This is a genomic window from Thalassolituus sp. UBA675 (assembly GCF_002297765.1).
Lineage (GTDB): Bacteria > Pseudomonadota > Gammaproteobacteria > Pseudomonadales > Oceanobacteraceae > Thalassolituus.
In genome coordinates, this window is sequence record NZ_DBNJ01000032.1 from 21,234 (window position 1) to 40,140 (window position 18,907).

General features: G+C 53.0%; 19 protein-coding genes. 10 read left to right on the forward strand and 9 right to left on the reverse strand.

Annotated features, from left to right (window positions below; genetic code table 11):
- Positions 1-2: 2 nt before the first annotated feature.
- The 3 genes from B3007_RS14290 to B3007_RS14300 all read right to left on the reverse strand — a co-directional run bounded on the left by B3007_RS14290 (position 3) and on the right by B3007_RS14300 (position 3,311).
- Entirely contained in the window at positions 3-563 is a 561-nt protein-coding gene (locus tag B3007_RS14290; RefSeq protein WP_301376951.1) for a YcbK family protein, read from the reverse strand.
- Between the two features lie 150 nt (positions 564-713).
- The gene (locus B3007_RS14295) at positions 714-2,372 is read right to left on the reverse strand and encodes a L,D-transpeptidase family protein (RefSeq protein WP_297531498.1); all 1,659 of its coding nucleotides are present in this window, start codon (positions 2,370-2,372) and stop codon (positions 714-716) included.
- A 195-nt stretch (positions 2,373-2,567) separates the two neighbouring features.
- Positions 2,568-3,311, reverse strand: a complete 744-nt coding sequence (locus tag B3007_RS14300; RefSeq protein ID WP_068440978.1) for an NRDE family protein — start codon at positions 3,309-3,311, stop codon at positions 2,568-2,570.
- Between the two features lie 65 nt (positions 3,312-3,376).
- On the opposite strand from B3007_RS14300, the gene B3007_RS14305 reads away from it, so the two are divergent.
- The 5 genes from B3007_RS14305 to B3007_RS14325 all read left to right on the forward strand — a co-directional run bounded on the left by B3007_RS14305 (position 3,377) and on the right by B3007_RS14325 (position 8,160).
- A complete protein-coding gene (locus B3007_RS14305; RefSeq protein WP_068440980.1) occupies positions 3,377-4,162 on the forward strand; it encodes a sulfite exporter TauE/SafE family protein in 786 nt (261 codons plus the stop codon).
- Positions 4,163-4,186: 24 nt separating this feature from the next.
- A complete protein-coding gene (gene lgt / locus B3007_RS14310) occupies positions 4,187-4,999 on the forward strand; it encodes a prolipoprotein diacylglyceryl transferase (protein WP_076514244.1) in 813 nt (270 codons plus the stop codon).
- Complete coding sequence (gene thyA / locus B3007_RS14315; RefSeq protein ID WP_068442729.1) at positions 4,996-5,790, forward strand: thymidylate synthase; 795 nt, start codon at positions 4,996-4,998, stop codon at positions 5,788-5,790. Before lgt ends, thyA begins: the two co-directional genes overlap by 4 nt.
- A 135-nt stretch (positions 5,791-5,925) precedes the next feature.
- Positions 5,926-7,596 carry a putative bifunctional diguanylate cyclase/phosphodiesterase gene (locus B3007_RS14320; protein WP_068442731.1) on the forward strand — a complete coding sequence of 557 codons (1,671 nt, stop codon included), beginning with the start codon at positions 5,926-5,928 and terminating at the stop codon, positions 7,594-7,596.
- Between the two features lie 69 nt (positions 7,597-7,665).
- Positions 7,666-8,160 carry a dihydrofolate reductase gene (locus tag B3007_RS14325; RefSeq protein WP_068438257.1) on the forward strand — a complete coding sequence of 165 codons (495 nt, stop codon included), beginning with the start codon at positions 7,666-7,668 and terminating at the stop codon, positions 8,158-8,160.
- On the opposite strand, the gene rfbD is transcribed toward B3007_RS14325, so the two are convergent.
- Entirely contained in the window at positions 8,142-9,062 is a 921-nt protein-coding gene (gene rfbD / locus B3007_RS14330) for a dTDP-4-dehydrorhamnose reductase (protein ID WP_068442735.1), read from the reverse strand. The two genes, B3007_RS14325 and rfbD, sit on opposite strands and share 19 nt — an antisense overlap.
- A 284-nt stretch (positions 9,063-9,346) precedes the next feature.
- On the opposite strand from rfbD, the gene B3007_RS14335 reads away from it, so the two are divergent.
- A complete protein-coding gene (locus B3007_RS14335) occupies positions 9,347-10,009 on the forward strand; it encodes a cytochrome b/b6 domain-containing protein (RefSeq protein WP_068442738.1) in 663 nt (220 codons plus the stop codon).
- Here B3007_RS14335 and B3007_RS14340 read toward each other — a convergent pair.
- The 3 genes from B3007_RS14340 to B3007_RS14350 form a co-directional block, all read right to left on the reverse strand.
- Entirely contained in the window at positions 9,999-10,445 is a 447-nt protein-coding gene (locus B3007_RS14340) for a c-type cytochrome (protein WP_068442741.1), read from the reverse strand. The genes B3007_RS14335 and B3007_RS14340 overlap by 11 nt on opposite strands.
- A 130-nt stretch (positions 10,446-10,575) precedes the next feature.
- Positions 10,576-11,091 carry a thioesterase family protein gene (locus B3007_RS14345; RefSeq protein ID WP_068442743.1) on the reverse strand — a complete coding sequence of 172 codons (516 nt, stop codon included), beginning with the start codon at positions 11,089-11,091 and terminating at the stop codon, positions 10,576-10,578.
- Between the two features lie 136 nt (positions 11,092-11,227).
- A complete protein-coding gene (locus B3007_RS14350) occupies positions 11,228-12,094 on the reverse strand; it encodes a bile acid:sodium symporter family protein (protein ID WP_301376944.1) in 867 nt (288 codons plus the stop codon).
- 130 nt (positions 12,095-12,224) lie between these two features.
- On the opposite strand from B3007_RS14350, the gene B3007_RS14355 reads away from it, so the two are divergent.
- Positions 12,225-12,488 (forward strand): hypothetical protein, encoded by a 264-nt coding sequence (locus B3007_RS14355; protein ID WP_301376942.1) that lies wholly within the window; start codon positions 12,225-12,227, stop codon positions 12,486-12,488.
- A gap of 127 nt (positions 12,489-12,615) precedes the next feature.
- The gene (locus B3007_RS14360) at positions 12,616-13,338 is read left to right on the forward strand and encodes a hypothetical protein (protein WP_301376941.1); all 723 of its coding nucleotides are present in this window, start codon (positions 12,616-12,618) and stop codon (positions 13,336-13,338) included.
- 43 nt (positions 13,339-13,381) lie between these two features.
- Here the strand turns inward: B3007_RS14360 and argA are convergent, their stop codons facing one another.
- Together argA and argE are read right to left on the reverse strand one after the other, a co-directional pair.
- A complete protein-coding gene (gene argA, locus B3007_RS14365) occupies positions 13,382-14,683 on the reverse strand; it encodes an amino-acid N-acetyltransferase (RefSeq protein ID WP_068442756.1) in 1,302 nt (433 codons plus the stop codon).
- 180 nt (positions 14,684-14,863) lie between these two features.
- Positions 14,864-16,024, reverse strand: coding sequence for an acetylornithine deacetylase (gene argE, locus B3007_RS14370; RefSeq protein WP_273091371.1), 1,161 nt, complete (start codon positions 16,022-16,024; stop codon positions 14,864-14,866).
- Positions 16,025-16,084: 60 nt separating this feature from the next.
- Here argE and B3007_RS14375 point away from each other — a divergent pair, with 60 nt between their 5' ends.
- Entirely contained in the window at positions 16,085-17,101 is a 1,017-nt protein-coding gene (locus B3007_RS14375) for an inorganic triphosphatase (RefSeq protein WP_301376939.1), read from the forward strand.
- Positions 17,102-17,104: 3 nt separating this feature from the next.
- The gene (locus tag B3007_RS14380; protein ID WP_301376937.1) at positions 17,105-18,880 is read left to right on the forward strand and encodes a GspE/PulE family protein; all 1,776 of its coding nucleotides are present in this window, start codon (positions 17,105-17,107) and stop codon (positions 18,878-18,880) included.
- Positions 18,881-18,907: the final 27 nt, after the last annotated feature.

Here is an 18,907-nt window from a genome sequence, read left to right on the forward strand (position 1 = left end):
GATTAACCCTGCCAGCGGCGAACCCGTCCGGTGTCAAGGTGAACGAACCCGCTGTCTGGATAGTAACCAACGCCACCGCTTCTTAATTCCAGCGCCGCACGATGCAGTTCTTTATGAGATACGCCAGGGATGCGCAGGTCGATTGCGCGACCCTGCATATGCAGACTTTTCTTCGCGACGCCTGAAGAACCGTTACGCAAAGCGGCATTGGTTTTCGGCGAGCGGTAACCCGAAATGATGTACATCGGCTTGTTGGGTGAGAGGCGGGTCTGTAGTTCGTACAGATCCTGATACAGATTTCTGTCCATTGCCATTACATCGTTGGCGCGAAAATCACGTACCAGCATATCGATCATTTCAATTTCACTGTCGATAAACTGCCCTTGAGACCAGAAGGTACTTTTGACCGTTTCACCCGTGTGAATGTTGTACAGACTCAAAGTACGATCAGGGCCCGAATCAATAATCGATTCTGAGGCGGCGTAAGCATTAGTACTGAGGCCTGTCATACCTGCAGCAGAAACAGCGGCAAACTGTTGCAGAAAACGGCGACGGTCCAGCATGTTCTGACTCCTGTTACATTGGGATTACAGTGAGAAGTCAGTATGCCAAAAGTCCAACGGAAAAAATCAGACGTAGTTCATCAGTAAGTTCGTCACGACAGGTGTGTCATGTCCGTATTTCGTAAATACGCGCCAGCGTGTAAGTAGTTGTTACAGGCTGGCGTGGGTGGCGGTACCGCCAATGAGGTCGCGCTGATAGACATCATCGCGTATCTGAAGGCTGCCATTGTCATCGACCCAGGTAGTCCAGTACATCAGATGTACGGGTACAGGATCTTTGATGCGGATACGGCTGGTACGGTTGTGATCAATCGCTTCGTCGATACGTCCGCGATGCCAGCCATCCTGTGACTGAAGCAGTTTTTCAGCCAACAGTCGGGGCTTCTCTACCCGGACACAGCCTGAGCTGAGAGCACGTTGATCTTTCGCGAACAGCTCCGGGCTAGAAGTATCGTGCAGATAGATGCTCTGATCATTCGGGAACAGAAACTTCACCGTGCCCAGTGCGTTCAGTTTTCCCGGACGCTGTACAAAGGTATAAGGAAGATTGCGAGCGCTATAATTCTTCCAGTTAATCTCATCCGCTGACACATGCACGGCTGAGCCGTTTCGCCACTGTAATACGTCAAAGCCTTTTTGCTTCAGGTAGTCAGGGTTACGCTTAAGCTTGGGAAGCAGGTAGGAACTGGCGATGCGTGGAGGCACCGTCCAGGTCGGGGCGATTTCAATAATGCGCATCAGGTCTGTCATGACGGGCGTACGCCGGTCGAGTCGGCCAATGATCACCTTCATCTCCAGCTCGGGAGATCCGCCATTCATCAGGCGCATCGAGTAATCCGCCATATTGACCATGATGTGACGATGGCCAAGGTCGTTTGGTAACTGGCGCCAACGCTTCATGTTCAGAGCGATGCGCTGAGCTGTCTGGTAGGGCGGAATGTTCAGGCGATCAATGGTTTCTTTATTGAGCTTGCCCGTGCTTTCTAACTTGTGTCGCTGCTGGAAGCTACTAATGGCGGCCCGCATTGGTCCATCGAACAGATACTCTGGCTTGCTCAGATCGGGATTTTTCTCCCGCGCTGGGGCGCGTAAAGTCTTTTCGCTCTTATCCCCGAGGAACCAGGCCAGAGTGCCTTTGGGCAGATCGCCATACTGGTCGAGCAGCCAACGCAGATACGGGACCTCGACATGGCGGTCGCCAGCATTCAGGGTCAGCTCGTGAGAAATAGGGCGCCATCCGCCGCTTCGGTCGATATCACGATAGCGTTTCAGCTCGGCGCGAAGGCGTCGGTAGCCGTCGTGCTGGGGGGCCATGCCAGCCAGTAGTTCATCCAGTTTATTCTGGCGTACGGACTCATGCAGCAGGGTGATGATCTGTTCTTCTGTGATCCGGTCCTCGCCAGACAGAACGACCTTACGCATGGTTGGATGGTCATTCTCGTCAGCGTTGGGGATCAGTTCGTTATTGAGAGCCTGCTCTGCGTATGTCACGAAGGCATCGGTGAGCAGTACCTCCATGGCGGTGGCCTGCTCCGGCAGATTAGTAAGCTTGCGCATCTCGCGTTCAAGCGTATCCAATGAATAACCGTAATTGCGCCAGTCATCGACGGAAGTTTCTCGCAGAAGCTCGATGAGTTCATGTGCTTCCGGGCGCAGTTGGTAACTGTCCAGCCAGATAGGTTGGTAGTTACGTTTCAGGTAAAAGGGTTCCATGTTGCGGATGTGCCGGAGCCTGACTTCACCGGCGACCTTGCGGGCACCCTCAATCAGCCAATGCTCCATGTGTTCCTGCGCAACACTGGGTGGCATAAAAGGTCGTGTATGGAGGCTCGCTGCCAGCGCCGCAAACAGCAGCAACGCGCATACCCCGCCAACAATCAGAGGCACGCGGTGTGTGTGGCTGTTCGGTGTTCTGCGATTTATACACGTCATAGCTTTAGTATGGACGTGCTTTTCGAACTCGCTCTCACTCTTGCGTATTCGTTTGTAACAAACGGGGACAGACTACCTGTCTTTAATGGCTAATCTGTAGCTTCTCTCGCCGACGTTTTCGCCTTGCTCATTCCAGGTGATTTCCTGTAATTGGACATCGTTTCCTGAAGCGAGAATGCCGGTACTGCAACGGGTACCGTATCCTGGTGCGATGATAAACTGAGCCGAAAGAAGCCGCTCCCAGAGGATGGGGACGCCAGTCGCAGGCAGAACTTCGTCGGGCCAGGGATCACGACGGTTCAGCAGCGTTGCGAATCCGCTGTCAGCCTGAGCGAGTTGCTCTTTTGCTAACTCGGCCTTTGGCCACGGGCTATCAAGTTGGGCGTTACTCAGGCTGTAGCGGCCGGCTTGTAGTCGCCTCAGCTGGCGGTCAGGATGGTTGCTCAGATACCAGAGTTCTGTGGTTGTACCGGCGAGCAGATTGAACGGCGCATAGTCGTCGCAGTTAATTCTCTGCAGCCAGTCTTCTACTGGCAGGTCTGATTCAACAAAGTCTGTGACCAGCTCACCGCGTGATCTGGGATTCTGAGGGCCTGCTCCCGGGGCGCGAACATTGGTCAGTGCGGCCCAGCGACCAGTGTCTCTGAATCCAAGCCAGGTACCGCCCTGCTCCAGATCTTTGCCAGCGTACAGCCCGGGAATATTTTCCCATGGGTGCATCGGCGCCGCAGGGCGTTGATAAAATTCATCGCGGTTTGCGCTCAGGCGCAGCCACTGAGATTGACCGGGTTGCCAGTCGAAAACGATTAAGCACATAGCGGCAGTGTACACCAAGCACGAATGCTTCATAATGCCGCGACCATGAAGAAGAACCGATCTGTATGACCTTTTTACTCTATTTATTGGTGGGGGCATTTGCTGGCGTGCTTGCCGGACTGTTTGGAATCGGCGGGGGCATGGTGATTGTTCCTGTACTGATTTTCAGTTTCGCAGCACAGGGCGTTTCCGCCGAGGTGCTTACCCATATGGCCGTGGCTACCTCTCTCGCCACTATCGTATTTACTTCACTGAGTTCCGTGCGTGAGCATCACCGCAATGGCGCGATCGACTGGTCATTGGTGCGCAGTATGGCCGCCGGGATTGTTATTGGTACGGCGGCGGGTGTGGTCCTTATCAGTGAAGTTCCTGGTCCGGTATTGCAGAACATCATTGGTGTCTTTGCGCTGCTGTTGGCGTTGAAAATGTTCACCGGCTGGGAGCCGCCAGGCAAGGGAGATCGACCTTCTGCTCTTGGCTTGATGAGTGCGGGTAGTATTGTTGGCTTCGGTTCTTCATGGTTCGGTATCGGCGGTGGGACGTTTACTGTCCCTTATTTGTCATGGATGCGCTTCAGTATGCGTCAGGCAGTAGCGACGTCTGCTGCATGTGGGATTCCGATCGCTCTGACCGGAGCAGTCACCAATATCATTGCCGGGCAAGGGAATGATCTTCTGCCAGAGTGGTCTACCGGATTCGTATACTGGCCTGCTGTTCTGGGGATTGCTTTGACCAGCGTACCCTGTGCTCAGGTGGGTGCGCGCCTGGCGCACAAGCTTGATGCGGCGCTGCTGAAAAAGTTGTTTGCTGTGTTACTCTGCGTTGTCGGAATCCGCTTTATTTTCTTTTAACTGTTTTACTGTCAGGGAAGTACCATGCTGACCTATCCGGATATTAATCCTGTCGCGTTTGAACTCGGCTTTATAAAAGTGCATTGGTACGGCCTGATGTACCTCGCAGCGTTTGCTTCGGCCTATCTGCTGGCGACATGGCGTGCGAAGCAGCCTGGCAGTGGTTGGACCACGCAGCAGGTCTCTGACCTGATTTTCTACGGCGCGATGGGGGTCGTGATTGGCGGCCGCATGGGCTACGTCCTGTTTTATAACTTCCCGCAGTTTCTCGAAGATCCATTGTGGCTGTTCCGTGTCTGGGAGGGGGGCATGTCCTTTCATGGCGGTTTGCTTGGCGTTCTGACTGCCATTCTGATCTTCTGCAAAATTCACAAGAAGAGTTTCTTTGACGTCGGTGATTTCGGTGCGCCATTTGTCCCACTGGGTTTGATGTTCGGGCGCATCGGCAACTTTATCGGCGGTGAATTATGGGGCCGCGTCGCTGACCCTGAGCATGTGCCCTGGGCGATGGTTTTTCCGCGCGCGGATGAGTTTGCGCGTCATCCTTCGCAGCTTTATCAGGCGGGTTTGGAAGGCTTTCTCCTGTTTGTTATTCTCTGGTTTTATTCGTCTCGCCCTCGTCCGCAGAAAGCGGTCAGTGCGATGTTCCTGATTGGTTATGGGGTTTTCCGTACCATCGCTGAATTCTTCCGTGAGCCGGATGCACACATCGGCTTCGATATGTTTGGCTGGATGACCCGCGGGCAGATGTTGAGCCTGCCAATGATCGTATTTGGTCTGATTCTATTGATCTGGGCCTACCGTAACGGCACAAATAGCGGAGCTAAAAAAGCATGAAACAATACCTCGATCTGATGCGTCATGTACGCGAACACGGTGTATTTAAAGAAGACCGCACCGGAACGGGTACCTACAGTTGTTTCGGCTACCAGATGCGCTTTGATCTGAGCGAAGGCTTCCCGCTCGTTACCACCAAAAAGCTGCACCTGCGCTCAATCATTCATGAGCTGCTCTGGTTTCTGAGTGGTGATACCAATATCAGCTACCTGAAAGAAAACGGCGTATCCATCTGGGATGAGTGGGCAGACGAAGAGGGAAACCTCGGGCCTGTGTACGGGTCACAGTGGCGTAGCTGGCCAACAGCTGACGGCCGCCATGTTGATCAGATATCTCAGATTGTCGAGCAGATTAAGAATAACCCTGATTCCCGCCGCCTGATTGTCAGTGCCTGGAATGTGGGCGAAATCGAAAATATGGCTCTGCCACCGTGCCATGCTTTCTTCCAGTTCTACGTCGCTGACGGCAAGCTTTCCTGCCAGCTTTATCAGCGCAGCGCAGATATTTTCCTGGGTGTTCCATTCAATATCGCCAGCTACGCTTTGCTGCTGCATATGATGGCTCAGCAATGCGACCTTGAAGTGGGGGATTTCGTCTGGACGGGCGGTGACGTTCATCTTTACGCCAACCACCTTGAGCAGACTGATCTGCAGTTGAGTCGTGAGCCGCTGGCGTTACCTAAGCTGGTGATTGCACGTAAGCCTGAAAGCATTTTCGACTATAAGTTCGAAGATTTTGTGATTGAAGGTTATGAGTCGCACCCGCACATTAAGGCGCCGGTCGCTGTCTGATCGGTTGTTTTTTGGGGTGCCTGTTTTCCGGCGTTATTTTCCGTCTGAGAACTGACGCCTGACTTTTGTGTGTCTCCCGGGCTAATATCGGGAGGCCTTCTACACTCTCTGTATACGTCACAGGGAGGTTCTGTAGTGTCTTTCATTAAACCCGTTAAGTTTGAAACACCCATCGTTTTCTGGCATTCCATCGATGAAGCTGAGCCAGCTTTGCCGAGAGCCGTCCGCGTTTGCCTCTGTGAGGATGGCAAATCACTCGCCGAAAGCTGGATGGAATCAGAAGGCGTGATTGTGCTTCATGCCTCGACATACAGTGAGAGGCTGGCGCAGATTCTCGATTACACCACACAGGCTTTGCCCGAGGCGCCTCTGGTGGTGATGCTGAACTTCCCGGACATGCGTATGGAGCGGCTACTGGAGCTAGGCGCGCAGGAGGTAGTGACCAATTCCGCTGAGCTGATTCCTGCTATCCGTACCGCTGCGACAAGAAAAGCCCGGGAATGCGCGTTGCGTTCGAACCGCTATCTGGACCCTCTTACTGGGCTGCCTAACCGCTACTTGTTTCAGGATCGCCTTGAACACTCACTGGAAGCCCATAAACGAAGCAAGCAACCGATGGGGTTGGTGATCCTGGATCTTGATCATTTTCACCGGCTGAGTGAATCATTCGGCCACTCTGCGGGAGATGCGGTGCTGATTGAACTGACGGAGCGACTGCGCTCTGTCACCCGGAAATCCGACACCCTGGCCCGGATTGGCGGCAACACATTTGCGTTGATTGCCGAAAACCTCCGACAGACGCGTAACCTGATTCAGGTCTGCGAAAAAATCAGCGCCCAATTGGATGCGCCGGTGACCTTTCAGGGAGAAAAAATAAAACTCTCGGGCAGCATTGGCGCAGCACTGGCTGGCGAAGCGGACCACGATGCTGGCAATCTGATTCTGCATGCCGAGCAGGTATTGTCGGGTGCCAAACAGATCGGTCAGAACAGCTATGTTATCTACAGCGCCCACTCTGCCGAGGACCGGATTCGCGGAGGTCTGGAGATGGCGATCTATCATGCGTTGGATAACCGCCAGATATCCATGGAATACCAGCCACAAATGAGTATGGATGGGCAGCGTCTCTATGGCGTCGAGGCGCTGATGCGCTGGAATCACCCCGTGTTTGGTCATGTGCCGCCGGAGCAGTTTATTCCGGTGCTGGAAACGACCGGCCTGATCGAAAAGTTCGGAATGTGGGCTATCGAAAGTGCCTGCCAACAGTTTCGCCAGTGGCTGGACGACGGACTTATGCCCGAAGATGCCAGAGTGTCGGTGAACCTGACGTCGCGACAATTCTTCCAGCCAGATCTCGCGGATCAGGTGCTTGGTATTCTTGATGAGGTAGGTCTTGCGGGTAAGCACCTTACGCTCGAAATTACAGAAGCCATGATCATGGAAGGAAACGACCGCACGGCAGACACGCTTGCGCGTCTACGGTTTGAAAATATCGCCATTGCGATCGATGACTTTGGCACTGGATATTCATCGTTCGCCAGTCTGCGTACGCTGCCCGTTGATTACCTGAAAATTGACCGTGACTTTGTTAAGTCTGTGGGGATAAATAATGACGATGATGCGATTGCGGGCTCAATCATTCATCTTGCTCACAGCCTGAAACTTAAGGTGATCGCAGAAGGGGTCGAGCAGGCATCGACGCAATCACGACTGGCGGGGCTGGGATGCGACGAATGTCAGGGGTATCTGTTTTCGAAACCAATTGCTGCTGATCGCATGCCGGAATTTGTGGCCCGGTGCGCCTGACAATGCTGACCTGCATCGCTATCATAGGCGCTGATTTTTTAGCGACGGGATTTCTCTGTGAAGCTCTCCATGATAGTGGCGGTTGCCGAAAATGGTGTCATCGGACGCAATAACGCATTGCCCTGGTATCTGCCGAATGACCTGAAGTACTTCAAGCAAACCACGATGGGTAAGCCTGTCATCATGGGGAGGAAAACTTACGAGAGCATCGGTAAGCCGCTTCCCGGTCGTACCAATATCGTGATTACCCGACAGGCCGACTACCAGCCCGAAGGTGTTAAGGTCGTGAACAGCGTCGAAGCCGCAAGAGAACTGGCGGAGAGCGTTTGCCTGATTGATGGCCAGGAAGAAGCCATGATTATGGGGGGCGCAGAAATCTACACCTTGGCACTGCCTCATACCGACCGCCTGTATCTGACCGAGGTTCATGCAGACGTTGAGGGGGATGCTTTCTTTCCTGAGTACGACAAAAGCCTGTGGCAGGAAGTTGCTCGCGAAGATTTCGCCGCCGAAGGCCCTAATCCATACAACTACAGCTTTGTTGTTTACGAGGCAAAGGCCTGACAGAGACCGGGCTCGCCCAGACTCTGACGCTCTTTGATCGCTTCCAGAGTCGCTGACAGTTCTGTGCGCCAGTCGGGTGGATAAATACCTAAATCGGGTAGCTTCTGCGATACCAGGGCAGAATTGTGTGGTCTCATTGCGCCCGAACCCGGCGGGTTAATCGTTTCTGGTAACAGACGGCAGCGACGGTCGATTAACCCTAACTCGTTGGCCTGACGTAGCATCTCACCTGCAAAAATATAAGTGCTCGCAGTTGGCGTACCGGCGAAATGGTATCGCCCTCTGGCAATACGCCCCTGTTCAGCCAGACTGGCAATTTCTACCATGGTTTCGGCTAACGAGACAGCGGGTGTCGGAGAAACATAGGCGTCGCTTGCCACATTGATCTTGAGGGACTTCTGAGCACTGTTCAACATGTAACAAAGTGGATTTTTACCATACTGACTGAACAGCCAACCCGTACGGATGACGACGGCTCTATCGCAGCTTTCCATTACTGACTGCTCTCCGGCCAGTTTACTTCGCCCATATTCTGATAAAGGGCAGGGTAAGGCACTTTCAGAGTAGGCATCAGCCATCCAGCCAGAGAAAACGTAGTCTGAAGACAGAGGAATCAACCAGGCGCCATTGTCGTTACACCATCGGGCCAGTGTTGAGGGTGCCCTCGCATTGACTTTCCAGGCGAGTTCTCCCTGTTGCTCTGCTTTATTCATGTGGGTATAGGCAGCGCAGTTGAAGATCACTCTGGGTCTGCTGGCCTCGAGTACACGAGTCAGTAGTTTGTCGTTAGTGATGTCTAATGCGCTATGACTGAGCGCGATGATGCGGCGCCGCGATTGTTTGAGTTGTTGCTGCAAGCACTGGCCTACCTGGCCTCCCGCACCTGTGATCATCCATGTCATACCATTCTCCTTCGGTATTTGATGCGTATTGGTCTCGTCACACTACCAGACCATGAATCTACTGACAGTGACCATCGGAGACATCAGAAGCATTCTGAGAATTGCTGATATTGTCACTCTTTCCTGACTTGGAGAGGTGTGCCTATCTGGCCCTGACAATTATTTATAGTCGTGTACGTTCGTTCTTCACACACTTCCGTAAACTATCTGATTAATTCCTCTTAAAATTTGATGTCGTCAGCATTTTCGTAAAATTTCTGAAGACCATCCAGCGGGAGCCCCTTGTGTCTGAGAAAACCTACGTCTGGGATATATTTATCCGTATTTTCCACTGGGGGCTGACTGTTTGTCTGGCGGGTGCCTGGCTGACTGTCGAGCAGGGCTGGATGGATTGGCACCAGGCCTTTGGACTGACGGCTCTGGGATTGATCATTTTCCGGGTACTGTGGGGCGTGGCTGGGCCTGCGTATGCCAGATTTAGTCACTTTATCCGTTCTCCGAAATCGACTCTGGTGTATGCCCGGGATTTGCTCAGCGGAAGAGAGTTGCATTATCTCAGCCATAACCCCCTGGGTGCGTTGGCGGTGCTTGGTTTGTTAGGTCTTGTCGGATTTCAGGTTGTCTCGGGATTATTCGCTACGGATGATGTTTTGTTCGAGGGGCCCTTATTCCCGATGGTGAGTTATGACACCAGTCTGCTTCTTACTGAACTCCACGAAATTTCCTTTAATGTGCTTCTGGGCATCGTTGGCCTGCATATTCTGGCAGTACTGTTTCATCAGTTCGCGAAAAATGAAAGCTTGCTGCAGGGGATGGTGACAGGCAATAAAAAACCGGGCCGGTATGCTGACGGGCCGGTGAATAAAAAAGCCCGGGCGCCTGTGTGGACCGGGCTTTGTTCTGTGGCGTTGGCCGCCGGAGCGGTGGCGCTTTTAATCAGTCTTTGAAGTCATCGTGGCAGCCTTTACAGGTGCGGGCAGTGGCTACGAATGCTGATTTGATCGCTTTCATATCGTCGCCTTTTGCGGCGACCGCTAAGGCGGCTGCTTTTTCGCTGAAGGCATCACCAGCTGCGGTGAAGTCTTCCCATTCGTCTTCAATCACAGGCAAGGCTGATGTGGCACTGGCGTAGGTGCCAGGGCGGAAACCTTCCCATGGCATCTGACTTAATGCCGCGAGCAGATCTGCGCGGCGCGCGAAGTCTTCGCTGTCGAATTCAGCTTTACCTTTGACCATGTCACCCATAGCGCCGAAATGCCATTTAACGGCTTTAAAAATACCCTTTCGGTATTCCACAGCCTCAAAAGGTTTAATGTCGGCGGCAGCGTGGCCGGCGACACCCGCAAGTACGAGGGTCGCGGCAACTTTAAAAAGTGGCTTCATCAGAGTTCTCCATCTCGGTAGTCGGTTGTTAGAACTCAGTGTATATGAACCATCCTGCGACGGACTGAGCACTTACTTTCCTTTACCCATGTCCCGGCCGGGTGAGACTCTCTGACGTTTCATGACGTTATCAGAGCTCGCGTTTGGCCTGAGTCATGTCGCTCCAGTGGGTGATGGCTTCTTTTACATCCGCCTGGTTGAAGTCTGCGCCCACGGCCTCGCAGATCTCTGGCGTCAGTGCGCGCTTGCCTTTGCGTACTCCGGCCATTTTTACCAGCGCGTGGCCATATAGCTTACCTTTCACCATTAAGCGGTGTTCGAAGTAGATGTACTTTTCGTCCCAGGTCAGCAGCTTGGTGTGAATTTCGTAGCTGCTGAACAGGTTAAGCTCACGGATAAAGGTAATTTCCAGCGATGCCACTACCAGGTTGATGCGCTTCTCAAAGAGGTGTTTGAACCAACCGTTGTCACGGAAAAGGGTCCAGCGGGCACCTTCGAGAACATTCAGGTACTTGGCGTTATTCATGTGAAGGTTGTAGTCGATCTGGTGTGGCCAGACGCGCTGGCGAACGACCGAGGTTCCCTGCGCAGGAATGATTGCAGGCTCATTGCGTTTGATAATCGACTTGATGATCTGACCGAGCATGGAGATACAGCCTCATGAGTGATTCATTAGAGGCAGGCATATTACACCAGACGGTTGCCGGTGCATTGGCAAGGATGACGTTGATTGTCTTGAGTTCGGCCTGCCAGCAGGCAGGCCATCTGAATAGCCGGGTATATCAGGCGGAGGTCAGTGGGCGGTTTCGTACCCACAGTGTAAACAGGGTCGCTGTGGCGAACATCAGCAGGCTGTACACCGATGGTGCAACAGCCATTTCGGGGCTGGCCAGAATACCGGTGACGACCATGAGAGCCAGCGTACCGTTCTGGAGGCCAACTTCGAGGCAGATCGTTCGGGCCTGGTCCTCGTGGTGAAGCAGGGCATTGCCCAGCAGGTAGCCAAGACCCATAGTAATCAGGTTCAGCAGCAGAGTGGCCGGGCCAGATGCGACTACAAAGTCGATAAGCTGAGGGCCCAGATTAATACAGATGGAGATGATAACGAGAGCCAGTACGGCGACCGAAAAGCGCGATACCCAGGGTTCCATCTTTACAGCAAAGTTGCTGGCAAAGCGGCGGATCAGCATGCCGACAATTACAGGAATAACCGTCACAACCATCAGCGTAATCCAGGTCTTGGCCAGTGGCAGCTCAAACGTCTGGTCGGCATCGCCATACTGGTGAATCGCCCAGGCGCCGAGAATCGGGATAGTAAATGGTGTGATAAAACCGATGACGGCGGTCAGCGATACTGACAAACCGACGTCGCCACGGGCAAGAAGCGTATAGAGGTTTGAGGTGGTGCCTCCTGGGCAGAGTGCGAGTATAAAGAGGCCGATCGCCAAGGGGCCGGTCAGGCCCGTCAATTCAATGATGCCGATAGCGATTAAAGGCAGCAATACCATCTGGCAGACAGCACCAATCACGAACGCTTTTGGCTGGGCAATCACTCGGCCAAAATCAGCTGGAGTCAGCCCCATGCCGACGCCTGCCATGATCAGAATCAGGGATATAGGAAGAGCAACCTGGGTGAGAATCTCGAACATGGGAGTTCCTGAATAAGTTGTTATTTAGCGACGAAAACTATCGCAGCAAAGGGGGGATAGCAAGGTGGAATGACTCGTGAGTTGATTATAGGTACCATGCGATTATTCGACACAATAACAGGGTTTTAAGATGGATCTGGCAGCTTTCGCAGTATCATTTCTCGGCTTTGCCATTATGTATGCGGGCATCATTATGGCCCGTAAGGTAGACAGTAAAGGGTCGGCTTCGGTATTCCGTATTGGCGGTATCTTTATCGGCTTTATGATGGTGCCGATGCTGCATACGGCGCTGGGTTCACCGGTGACGTCCGCAGAAATCTCAGGTAAGTATCTGTTGGGGATGGTCATTGCTGGCTTTATCGTCGATTTCTTCTTCGTACGGCGTCGCGGTTAAAAGTGAAGCGCCGCGATTGAGAGTGGAGCGTGGTAGCAGAAGGCTCTTTACTTAGTCCAGGCTTGACCTGTTGGGCTTTCCGCGCCATTGTTTTGTTCTTCTCACGAATCAGATTCTAATAACAACAATGAAAATACAGTATGCAATTGGCGCGCTCGTGGGCGCGGCTGCTCTTTGCTCAGCGAATGTCTCGGCCAGTCAGTATCTGGGCGTAGGTGCAGAATATGGTGAGCTCAATGAGCAGTACTCAGGCGCTGACTATCCCATTCTGAACTTTGAAACCCGCTTTGGTATGGACTTCAGTGATCGCTTTTCGCTGGAAGTCGAAGGTGCCGTTTTGGGTAAAGACGACCGGGAGTTTGAAGGAGGCTGTCTGGATCAGACGGCAGTTGACCGCATTACTAACGATGTTTCTGTTGGTTGTGCTTATCTCGATAGTGTCAGTCGTCAGGCGGTGACCGTGAATTTTGTTCTGTCGCAGCCTTTTGCGAATTTTGACCTCTTCGCCGGTTTGGGTGTTGGTGCTGTTCGTACCAGTTATACTTTTACAGTCGATAGCGTCGGTGTCAGTTCGACGGAAGCCTTTCAGGAATTTGCGGCAGCAGATATTCAGCAGATACAGAATTACCTGGATTTTTTCCTTGGTGAAGGCGCTATTGATCTGCAGCTCCCGGACGATGTGTCAGAAACCTCCATTGATCTGATGTACTCGCTGGAAGGCGGCATCCTGATTGATGATACGCACCGGTTGTCGGTTACCTGGAATCCGGAATACGGCAGCGAAGAAGTCGGCAAATATGAGTATGTTGGCTTTTCTTATTCATGGCTGTTCCGTTTCGACGATTTTTAAACCGACGAAACGTTTAAGCGAATCAAGCTCTGACACCCGGGTGTCAGAGCGTTTTAAAGAAGACCTTAGAGTTTCTCTGGAAGTTATATAACTTCTGCTTTTCCTGCGGTAATTCACTGACCTGCCCGGCTTTAAAACCGTGCTCAACAAACCAGTGCGCTGTTCGCGTCGTCAGAACAAAAAGGCGGTTGTAATGACGTCTTTTGGCTTCCTGTTCAATCTGCTCAAGCAGCCTTTGACCACGATTACTACCGCGATAGTCTCCATGAACAGCAACGCAGGCCAGCTCGGCTTCGTCGTCTGAGTAGGGATAAAGCGCTGCGCAGGCCGTAATTAAACCGTCGCGCTCGATGACATAAAAACGGTGAATTTCGGTTTCCAGTAATTCACGCGAACGCCGTACCAGAATGCCGTCGTCTTCTAATGGTTTCAGCAAATCAAGAATGCCTGCCACGTCATCGATGTTAGCAGCGCGCAACTGGTCATATGCATCCTGACTGATCAGGGTGCCGCTACCTTCACGGGTAAACAGCTCTTGCAGTAATGCACCGTCAGTCTGATAACTCAACATATGCACGCGCGGCACGCCCTGACGTACACACCGCAGTGCCATATCGGCCTGCCAGCGTGGGCTTCCCGACAAGGAGCTGAGAATATCTTCAAGCTCACGGCAGGTTAAATCTTCCAGCGCAGTGCCATCTTCACCGGTTAAACCGTCGTTTTCACCAAACGCGATCAGTTTATCGGCGCGTAATGCAACGGCAGCGTGACGCGCAACATCTTCGACGCTGAGGTTGAACATCTCACCCGAGGGCGAGTAACCGGAGCAGGATAAGAGCACGACATTTTGTTGATCTAACAGATGACTCACCGCCTGATGTTCAATACGACGGACTTCCCCCGTGTGCTGATAATCGACACCATTGATGACGCCGAGGGGCTTAGCCGTGACGAAATTACCACTGACGACGCGGATACGCGCACCATGCATCGGAGAGCCAGGAATACCGATCGACAGCCGGGATTCAATGTCTGCCTTAACCATCCCCACGGCCGCTTTTACCGCGCGCAGGGCCTCACCGTCGGTAATGCGCAGGTCGTTATGGAACTGGCTGGTAATATCCAGACGCTCCAGAACGGCATCAATCTGTGGTCGAGCACCATGTACCAACACGAGTCGCACGCCAAGGCTGTTCAGCAGGGCAATGTCCTGAACCAAGGTATCAAAATTAGGATGCAGCAAAGCGTCGCCATCAAACATGATGACAAAGGTCTTGCCTCTGTGCGCATTGATGTACGGTGACGACTGGCGAAACCACTGTACGTATTCGGTGTTGTCGGTCAAAACGGGACTTCCTGTTCTGCGTTAGTTGGTCCAAAGGGGCAGCAACGTTCGGCAGTGGGTACGGTGTAGTGATACTGAATAAAGGATTCGGGCGTCTACGCCATGGATGGCGCGGCCGAGCCTACATGGATGTATTTACGGCGTCCCGTAGAGTTATTCGGTATCACTTCTTCTCATGATTTAATCACGGGCGGGAGTGAGACAAAAGCGCTCGATCAGATTGCGCAGAATATTCACGCACGGCTCTATCTGATCCAGTGCCATAAATTCATCGACCTGATGCGCCTGATCAATACTGCCCGGGCCTAGCACCACGGTTTCCATGCCCAGGTTCTGCAGAAACGGCGCCTCAGTGGCGTAGTTAACGGCCACGCTGGTGTATCCGGTGAGGCGTTCGGCTTCTTTAATTAGCGCGCTGTTTTCGCTTTCTGCAAAGGGTTCGACGCCAGGGAATAATTGCTCGAATGACATTTCTACATTGTTCTGCGCGGCAATCGGATTCATGCGTCGACGAATTTCTTCGCGCAGGTCGTCATTACTCATGCCCGGCAGAGCGCGTAAATCGAAAGCCAGTTCGCAGCTGCCGCAAATACGGTTTGGGTTGTCGCCACCGTGAATACAGCCAAGGTTGAGTGTCGGTGTTTGCACGGCAAAGTGCGCATCGCGATAATTCTCGGCCAGCTCAGCGCGCAGGTTTTTAAGTTCGCCCATAACTTCATGCACGGCGTCCATGGCATTAATGCCCAGCGCCGGATTGGAAGAATGTCCGGCCCGGCCTGTTACCCGGATGCTATCCATAATGATGCCTTTGTGCATGCGCACCGGTCGCAGGCTTGAGGGCTCGCCTATGACGGCATAACGACCACCGGGGCCCGTACTCTGACTCAGCGCGCGGGCGCCGCTCATTGAGCATTCTTCATCGGCGGTCGCGAGTATCATCAGCGGCTGGTGGAATGTTTTATCGCGAACCTGTTCTAACGCTTCCAGCGCAAGGGCAAAGAAGCCTTTCATATCGCAGGTGCCCAACCCGTAGAGTTTGCCGTCGCGCTCGGTCAGGGTGAATGGGTCTGATGTCCACTTTTCCGGGTTGCAGGGCACAGTATCGGTATGGCCACTCAGTACCAGGCCGCCCGGCCCGCGGCCGTAGGTGGCCAGCAGGTTGAATTTCCCCGGATGGCCTTCAATCGGCATAATAGAAACTTCGAAACCGAGATCCCGGCACCAACCTGCCAGCAGGTTAATCACACCTTCATTACTTTGATCGTATTCGGGTAATACAGAGCTGATACTGTTCTCAGCGATCAGGGCCGAGAGCTTTTCGAGCGTGGAGGGCAGCGGCATGATGGCCTTATCCTTGATGATCTTAAACTGCAAAATACAGCGACATAAAACAATAGCGCGATGGCAAAAGAAATTGAACTGAAACTCAGGCTCCAGCCTGAAGATATCCCGGCGCTGGTCAGCTGGCTTGATAACGAAGCGACAGCAACGGGCCAGAAAACTCTGAATAACGATTATTTCGATACGCCTGAGCTGGCGCTGTCTGCCGCGCATTCAGCATTAAGAATACGCTCGACGAACTCGGGATTTGAACAGACTTTCAAGGCCCGCAGTCAGTCCAGCAGTGGTGTTCAGGTTCGTCACGAATGGAATTGGCCTTTGCCTGAAAGGCAGCTTGATCCATCGTTGCTGGCGTTACCAGAGGTACAGGCGTGCTGGCCAGAATCGGCAGCGAGGGATCGTCTTACGACGGTGTTCAGTACTGACTTTGAACGTCGCAGCTGGCTATACACAGCTGCGGATGGCTCGGAGATTGAAGTGGTAATCGATCAGGGCAGTATTCTTGCCAACGGTCAGTCGGAACCTCTGTGTGAGTTGGAGCTTGAGTTGGTTTCAGGTGATGCCGCTGCAATGTGGCCTTTATCAGAAGCGCTGCATGACGTGGCGCCCATGTGGTTGAGTGATATTTCCAAAGCCGAGCGTGGCTACCGCCTGGCTGGAGTCGGGTCTGCATCGTTTCACGGCGCAACAATTGATGCAGAGGGCGCCGGTTTGCCTGAGCAGGCGTTTGATCTGCAGCGGGCGCTTGAGTATTACCTTTGGAGTGATGGCGACTTACAGGCCATCTGGCAGTCAGGCTACCCCATTGCGCGGCTTATGAGCAAAGAGAGTGTACTTTGGCAATTGCTCGACAAGAGTCTCTCTATGAAGTCAGAGCATCTGCTGAAGGATAAAGCAGCAGCGAAGGCATTAACGTGTGCGGTTCAGCAAGTGGCTGGAATGTGCACTGAGTCGCAGCTAGGCCGAGAAAGTATCCGTGATCGCTGGGACGAGGCTCGCAGCCAGGTAGGTGATGTGATTGAATGCAGTGAGACATCTTCGTTATCAGCTTCTTTGAAACAGTTACTAAAGGATTAATGCATGCAGGCGACGCCAGACCGGGTACTCAATCTGTCGACACTGGTGAGTGATCTACACCGCGATGGCCTGCTCACCGAAGATGATCACCAATTGGCCCTGACGATTCGCAGAGGGGCGGATGACGCTACTCTGCATCCTCTGACCCTGATCGCCCGCCAGCGTTACAAAGACGCCCGCGTAGACGGCAAAGTGCTGACTGAGCACGCATTGATTGAATGGTTGGGTGAGCGTGAGTCGATGGATGTGATCAATATTGATCCACTTGAGATTAACGTATCTGCGGTAACTGAGGTGATGTCATACGCCTTTTCAGAGCGGCACAAAATCCTCGCGGTGAAAGTCAGTACTGATGAGGTGGTGGTGGCCTGTACCGATCCGGATTCATCAAGCTGGGTCGGTGACCTGGAACACGTGACCCGTCGCAATGTGAAACGGGTGTTAGCTTCGCCATCTGATATCAGTCGCTACCGGGTTGAGTTTTATCAGTTAGCAAATTCGGTCTCTAAGGCGCGCAAAGATCATTCTGGTATCAGCTCGGTGCAGAACCTGGAGTCGATGCTGGAGCTGGGCAAAGCGAAAGCGCCTGACGCCAACGATGAACATATCGTCAATATCGTGGACTGGTTGCTGCAGTACGCCTTTGACCAGCGCGCCAGTGATATTCACCTTGAACCGCGTCGCGAAACAACGCACGTGCGTTTCCGTATTGATGGTGTTCTTCATAATGTCTACGAGTTACCAGCCGCAGTAGGTATGGCCGTGATTGCGCGGGTTAAGTCACTGGGGCGTATGAATATTGCTGAGAAGCGTAAACCTCAGGACAGCCGCCTGAAGACTAAAACGCCCGAGGGTGATGAAGTCGAGCTGCGTCTGTCGACCTTGCCCACTGCTTTCGGCGAAAAAATGGTGATGCGTGTCTTTGACCCACAGGTGCTGATGCGCAGTTTCTCTGAAATGGGATTCTCGCGTGAAGATCGCCGTCGCTGGTCTGAAATGACTGACAATAATCACGGCATTATCTTCGTTACCGGGCCGACAGGCTCAGGTAAAACGACCACCTTGTATTCGACACTGCGCCAGCTGGCGACCAGTGAAGTGAATGTATCGACCATTGAAGACCCGATTGAAATGGTTGAGCCCGCGTTTAACCAGATGCAGGTCAACCCAACGATTGACCTGACCTTTGCGTCAGGGGTTCGCGCTCTGCTGCGTCAGGACCCGGACATTATTATGGTGGGTGAGGTGCGCGACCTTGAGACGGCCGAGATCGCTGTGCAGGCTGCGCTTACCGGACACCTTGTTCTGTCGACACTTCACACCAATGATGCGCCTTCGGCCTTTACCCGCTTACAGGAACTGGGACTGCCTGCTTACCTGATTCGCTCCAGTGTGATCGGTGTTATGGCCCAGCGTCTGGTGCGTACTTTGTGCCCACACTGCAAAGAGAAGCAGCCTGTCGACGAAAAGGTCTGGAAACAGCTGACTGCCCCTTGGCTGATGAAAACGCCAGAACACATCTATACTGCAAAAGGCTGTCTGGAATGCCGCGGGACAGGTTACCTCGGGCGAATGGGGATTTACGAAGTGATGCCCTTGTCTGAGTCGCTGGAGCCGCATATTAATGAAACAACGGATTACCAGAAGCTACGCCAGGCAGCGATGAAAGAAGGGATGCACAGTCTGCGCCTGAGTGGTGCTCATAAGGTCGCCGCAGGTATGACAACCATTGCAGAGGTCATGCGGGTCGCCCCAGCGAGCAGAGCGCTGTCTCAGTAGGTGACAGCCGTAAAGGCAGTAAAATAG